Annotated in this window: 5 protein-coding genes; 3 read left to right on the forward strand and 2 right to left on the reverse strand. The window is 44.8% G+C overall.

Annotated elements, in window-relative coordinates:
- The first annotated feature begins 48 nt into the window (after nucleotides 1–48).
- The gene (locus NDI42_RS24810) at nucleotides 49–600 is read left to right on the forward strand and encodes a hypothetical protein (protein ID WP_190457329.1); all 552 of its coding nucleotides are present in this window, start codon (nucleotides 49–51) and stop codon (nucleotides 598–600) included.
- A gap of 46 nt (nucleotides 601–646) precedes the next feature.
- Here NDI42_RS24810 and NDI42_RS24815 read toward each other — a convergent pair whose 3' ends face one another.
- Together NDI42_RS24815 and NDI42_RS24820 are read right to left on the reverse strand one after the other, a co-directional pair.
- Complete coding sequence (locus NDI42_RS24815; protein WP_190457331.1) at nucleotides 647–1,801, reverse strand: histidinol-phosphate transaminase; 1,155 nt, start codon at nucleotides 1,799–1,801, stop codon at nucleotides 647–649.
- Between the two features lie 250 nt (nucleotides 1,802–2,051).
- Nucleotides 2,052–2,879, reverse strand: coding sequence for a metallophosphoesterase (locus tag NDI42_RS24820; RefSeq protein WP_190457333.1), 828 nt, complete (start codon nucleotides 2,877–2,879; stop codon nucleotides 2,052–2,054).
- Nucleotides 2,880–2,933: 54 nt separating this feature from the next.
- On the opposite strand from NDI42_RS24820, the gene NDI42_RS24825 reads away from it, so the two are divergent.
- Together NDI42_RS24825 and NDI42_RS24830 are read left to right on the forward strand one after the other, a co-directional pair.
- Complete coding sequence (locus NDI42_RS24825) at nucleotides 2,934–3,065, forward strand: hypothetical protein (protein ID WP_348231677.1); 132 nt, start codon at nucleotides 2,934–2,936, stop codon at nucleotides 3,063–3,065.
- Between the two features lie 284 nt (nucleotides 3,066–3,349).
- On the forward strand, nucleotides 3,350–6,046 hold the full coding sequence (locus NDI42_RS24830; RefSeq protein ID WP_190457335.1) for a PAS domain-containing sensor histidine kinase: 2,697 nt from the start codon (nucleotides 3,350–3,352) through the stop codon (nucleotides 6,044–6,046).
- Nucleotides 6,047–6,449: the final 403 nt, after the last annotated feature.

A 6,449-nucleotide genomic window follows, 5' to 3' on the forward strand; every position in this document is an offset into this window, starting at 1 on the left:
CCAATTCGGATATATTTTCACCGGAAAAATCTATCAGTAAAAGTTGACATGGATAGCACAAACGAACAGAGCTACCAGGCTGCTATATACAAAGCTGATGCTAATCAAAGCCCTACCGGTGTTATTCGCGATCGTCTCTCTAATGACATGACAAACGCAACCCCGAACCCTGACGAGGAAAATTCTGATATCCTCACTCAGATGCGTAATAAACATCTGTTGATTGTCAATAGTCGCCGTCGGAATGGCTTGATCCTTTATAAGAGCTACCATGCAGAGTTTGCAGGGCCTGGATCGGCTGTGGGTGGCTTGTTTGACGTGGATTGTAAGCAGGTGCTGCCAGTGGGCAATTTGTCGTTGGTGAGTCCTGAATCTGCCCAGGAACGGCAAAATGCTTATTTGATTCGGCGGCAGTGGATTCGACTTACTAGACAAATAACGGATAATCCGGTGCCTCTGCAACGAGCGCAGAAGATAATTGAGCAGTTTAAGCAGTTTTTTGGTACGGAGACAATTGCCCAAATACCTGATGATGCTTTGGCGCTTTTGGTAGGTGTTTTGCCAGACACTATCAGCAGGGCGCGTGAGATCGATGATTGAGAATTAAAAATTAAAAAAGTTACTTTTAATTTTTAATTCTTCACCCTTAAGAAATAGTTTTTAAAGCTGCTAGAAGATGTTGGCGCGATCGCTGATTTTCTGGTTCAGTACCTACGGTAAGACGGATGCCGCCGCCAGTGTGTCGCACCAACGTTCCCAGCTGTTTGAGTTGGTGGGCTAAGTTGGTAAGGGCTTCCTCTGTGGGGGTACGCAGGTAAATAAAGTTAGACTCGCTGTGCCAAATTTGTAAATTTGGTTGCTGTTTGAGAAAGTCGAGTAACTTTTCGCGTTCGGTGAGAATTTCGGGAATGCAACCGAGTAGCAGTTGGCGATGGGAAAGGGCCAGCAATGCAGCAGCTTGGGTGAAGCTGGGGAGGTTGTAGGGGAGACGGACTTTTTCCAGGGCGAGGATAATTTCCGGATGTGCGATCGCGTAACCCATTCTTAAAGCTGCCAGTCGAAAGGCTTTGGAAAATGTCCGCAACACCACCCAGTTCGGACGATGGTGTAATTCTCCAACAACAGTTGTCCGACTAAATTCAAAATAAGCTTCGTCAATTACTACCAGAATCTCCTCTGGCAAACTCCGCAGCCATTCCAACTCAGCAGCGGTTAGGGCGTTGGCTGTAGGGGAGTTGGGATGAACCACGAACACCACCCGGATTGGTGGATTGGAGGTTTGTTCAATAGCTTTTTGGGCGGTGGTCAGGTCAATTTCAAAATTTGCTTGCTTACGCCCCACAGTGACTACAGGGATGCCCAGCGTTTTAGCGAGAATGCCGTACATAGAGAAGGTGGGATCAGCTACCAAAATCGACCCTTCTCCTCCTAAACAGGTGGCAATCAACAGAGAACGAATTAGTTCATCTGAACCGTTGCCTAGAGAAATATTAGCTGGGCTAATTAAACTTTCACCTGCCTCCCCCTGAGTTAATACAGGGGAAATCGATTCATTGACGTATTGCGCGATCGCGTCCTTCAGTTCAGCATGACTACCATCAGGATAGCGATTTGTCTCAATCAGCTGCTGATAAGTCCAAGCCAGCTTTTCTTTTAACTCCTTAGGCAAATCAAACGGGCATTCATTGGTATCCAGGCGGTCGATAGGAATGTCTGAGGCAACTGGACTCCCTGATGTCCCGCCTGGGTGCGGTGTATAGGCGCGTAGCCCAGATAAATCTGACCGAATGAAGGAGAACATAGATTCTTTATCTAACAACTAACAACTATTTTTAAGTAGAACAGTGCTGAGTTAAAAGATACTCAGCACTTCTTCGCCCAGGAACTCAGCCCTACTGATATCTTGCACTAGGCGGTTGAAAGCGCAGCTAAACAAACGAAACCTGCCTACGCAAGTTACAAATCCTTGATTTTCAGTTAGCCAAAGCAGGCGGACTTGGAATGTAATAGCCCCAGAATTCCATTCTGAGGGCTTGGTGCAAGATATGAGCCTACTGACTTACGAGAGTAATCGCCGTAACTTCTGGCGGACAAAACAATCGTCCCGGTAAATAGGTTCCCAATCCGCGATTTACATACAGCTGGTTTTTTCCCACCTGATGCCATCCAGAAGCCCATTCCCAATGCTGCACGACTTTATTACATTCCTTCATAAAAGGCACCAAAGCCTGCATCGGTTGGGGAATAATGTCGCGCAAGTGTTGCAGCAATCCTGCCGCCGGGCCAAACCCTGGAATCACCACTTGACCGCCGTGAGTATGACCTGAGAGTTGCAAATCAACCCGCCATTGTTGCAAAATTTCGGCGGTATCTGGGTTATGAGATAAGACGATACGGGGTGTATTCGGGTCAAGTTGATTCATTACGGGGGCGGGGTTAAATTCCGGCGACCAAAAATCAGCGAGTCCGACTATAGGTAATGCTTTTCCCAGTGGATAAGCGATTTCGTTCTCAAGGACGCGAATGCCGATGTTAGTCAGGGCATTTTGCACCTCTTGTTTTGAATGGCGGTAATAATTATCGTGGTTGCCGAGTACGGCATAGACACCAAAACGACTTTTCAGATGTTTTAGCGATCGCACTAACTTATGAATCGGGGTTGGATCGTCGGTTACGTAGTCGCCTGTCAATAAAACTAGGTCTGGTTCAAGTTGATTGCTGGCTGCAATTGCTTGTGCTAACAGTTCATCGGACAGCCGCAGACCATCGTAGTGCAAATCTGACAGTTGCACCAGTTTTGTTTTGTGCAAAGATGTCGGCATTGCGATCGCTACTTTCACCTTTTCTACACTTAATGGCCCAGATAATATCCAGTGCATTCTGTCAACTCAGGCTTAACTGGCGATTCCAGCATAGCGTAGAGATGCGATTTCTTGCCTTCCTACCTGATTGAGGGGCGAACGCAAAAGAATTTATTAAATCTTTTCAAGATTGCTTGGCTTGGCTGGTTTATCGGCTTCCCTATTCGCTACCGTCCTCGCGATAAATACAAAAGCGATCGCTGACTTGTTCTTTTTCCGAGAGTCCAAGGCATTTGTCTGTAAATTTACTTACTTTTTGGCTAATAACAGATAAATAGTCAATACAAATACGGTTTTATAATAAGTAAAAATATCCTATGTTTATTTTAAATAATTTTATAGTTCAGTCTGTACTTACGCAATAATAGCTTTTTCAGCCAAATAAATTAGCTAATCTATACAACCCATTTGTAGCAAAATCTAAAAATATTTTTATATTAATTAACAAAAAATATTAAGTTACTAATATTTATTAAAGTCCGCATCTTATGACTGAGAAAACTGAATTCGCCGCGTCTCTACAATCCTACTCCAGAAAAGCCGGTATTATTGCCACCCTAATTGGCTGTGTTGTTTTATTGGGCTGGATATTAGATATTACAGTCCTTAAAAGCATTTTGCCAGGGCTGGTAAGCATGAAAGCTAACACAAGCATAGCCTTTATTCTGGCAGGCTTGTCTTTGTGTTTGTGGCACGACGCGGAACATAGAAGACAAAACGCAAAAGATAAGCGGAGAAAGTCTTCGTTTGACCTTTCTCAAATGTTGGCAATCATCGTCATTTTAATCGGACTATTGACACTAATAGAGTATGGGTTTGGATGGAATATAGGAATTGATGAACTGCTGTTTAAAGACCCAGGAGGCGCTGTTGGCACTTCTGCACCAGGGCGAATGTCTACCAATAGCGCCCTAAGTTTTCTGATGCTTGGCTCTGCCCTTTTGCTGTTATCAAAAAGGATGTACCGTCCGGCTCATTGCATTAGCTTAGGCGGATTCTTGATTGGTTTCCTGGGCCTTTTGGGCTATATCTACGGCATCACCTCGTTGTACGGCAAGAGTTACAACACGGGTGTGGCGTTGCACACAGCGATCGCATTCATCCTGCTTTCCAGCGGCATCCTGTTTGCTTGTCCAGATCGAGGACTGATGACAGTTGTTACGAGCGACAAAGCAGGCGGATTGATGGCGCGGCGGATGTCGCCAGCCGCGATTGGTATTCCCTCAGCCTTGGGGTGGTTCATTTTATGGGGCTACCAATCTCAGATTTATGACAGCGAAGCTGGGCTGGCTCTTTTTGGCGTATTCAACGTAGTTATTTTTGCCTTTATAATCTGGTGGAATGCCAGATTCCTAAATGCTGTTGACACCCAGCGCCACCGAGCAGAAGCAGCACTAAAACAGGTAAATCAAGAGCTAGAAGATAGAGTTGAGGAGCGCACGATTGAGCTGAGTCAACTGAACGAGCAATTACACCAGCGAATTGCCGAACGCCAGCAGACAGAGGAGGCGCTCCAAGTAAGCTATAACCTCTTGCACACGATCATTGAAGGAACTACCGATATCATTTTTATCAAGGATCTTCAGGGTCGCTACTTGATGGTCAACTCCACTGGTGCCAACCTCCTTGGCAAGTCTGTAGAGGAGATGATTGGTAAGGATGACTCCGAGGTATTTCCACCTGAGGTCGCCCCTCAACTTATGGAGACAGACCGCAGAATTATGGCTTCTGGGACAACTCAGACGTTAGAGGAAATCGTCTATATCAATGACATCGCAGTAACGTATCTCTCAACAAAAAATATCTACCGCGATCCCCAAGGAAACGTTATCGGTTTGATTGGAATGTCGCGAGACATTAGCGATCGCAAGGCGTTGGAAAAAGAATTAGCGCGGCGCGAGCAGCTTTTGAACTCATTTATTAGCGTTGCCCCGATCGGACTCTCTATTCTTGACGACCAGATGCGGTATCTGCAAATCAACGAAGCGTTAGCACAGCTCAATGGCCTGTCTGTAGAAGAACATTTAGGAAGATCCTTGGCTGAAGTCTTGCCCGACGTTGCACAAGATATTGAATCGACGTTACGCAAAGTCCTGACGACAGGCGAAGCGATTCTCAACATGGAGGCGTGCGGTGAATTACCTAGCAATCCAGGCGTCTTGATGCACTGGTTGACTTCTCAATTTCCCATACCTGGAGAAGACGGCAAGCCAATGGGTCTTGGTCTCACCGTGATGGATATTACCGCTCGCAAACAAGCAGAGGAAGCCCGTCGGGAGAAAGAAGTTCAGTTAAAAGAAAAAAATCAGCAGCTAGAACATACACTCCAAGAACTCCAACGCACTCAAGGTCAACTAATTCAAAGCGAAAAAATGTCCAGTTTAGGACAATTGGTTGCAGGGATTGCTCACGAAATTAATAACCCAGTTAACTTTATCTTTGGGAATCTCACCCATGTCAGAGAATACACCCAAGATTTATTAAATCTATTGCGGCTCTATCATCAGCAATACCCGAATTCAACGCCAGAAATTCAAGAGGAGATAGAAGCAATTGACCTGGATTTTATGATGGAAGATTTTCCTAACCTGTTGTCATCAATGAAGGTGGGGGCAGATCGCATCCGGGAGATTGTGCTTAGCTTGCGGAATTTTTCGCGAATTGACGAAGCTGAAATGAAGGCGGTTGATATTCATGAAGGAATTGATAGTACCTTAATGATTCTGCATAACCGCCTGAAAGCAAAACCGGATCATCCCAACATTCAGATGATTAAGGAGTACGGTCACTTACCTAAGGTCGAGTGCTACGCAGGACAACTTAATCAAGTGTTTATGAATCTGATCGCGAATGCCATTGATGCGTTGGATGAATACAACAAAAAGCGATCGCTTTCGGAAATAAAGGCAAATCCCAGCTGGATCAAAATTCGCACTGAGGTACTAGACTGCGATCGCGTCGTTATCAGAATTGCGGATAATGGCTCTGGAATGACAGAGGCGGTGAGACAACAGTTATTTAATCCCTTTTTTACTACCAAAGCCATTGGCAAAGGCACTGGACTGGGTTTGGCAATTAGCTACCAGATTGTTGTAGAAAAGCACAATGGTAAATTGGAATGTCTCTCAGCACCGGGAAGGGGAGCGGAGTTTATTATTGAGATTCCACTTAGGCAGATAGTTTAGGCAATCTATGCTTTATGCGATCGCGTTCTAGACTAGAAAAACGGGAAAATGAGAATGCGATCGTACAGAAAACTCTTTTCCTCTTGGCTAAGGAAAAACTCTAATACACCGTTATTCTTTGTAGTGATTTCACTAAAACTCTTTATCCTTGTTTATATCTAAACCAATTAGACCAGTTTAGTGAAGTTAAGTGTGGATACAACGACTTTTTAATGATACAATTGTACTATCAAGCTTAAGGCGTATAATTTTTGAGCTTTGTCCGGTGACAAAAACGCTAAGAGCTTGTTTATAGCCTTTTCCTGTCTAGTGAGGTACGCTCAAAGCATAGAGCATGAGTATTTTCTTGATTAGAGATGAAACCCTACTCCCTTGACCTGCGGCAAAAAATTGTTGACACCTA

Source organism: Funiculus sociatus GB2-C1 (assembly GCF_039962115.1).
Lineage (GTDB): Bacteria > Cyanobacteriota > Cyanobacteriia > Cyanobacteriales > FACHB-T130 > Funiculus > Funiculus sociatus.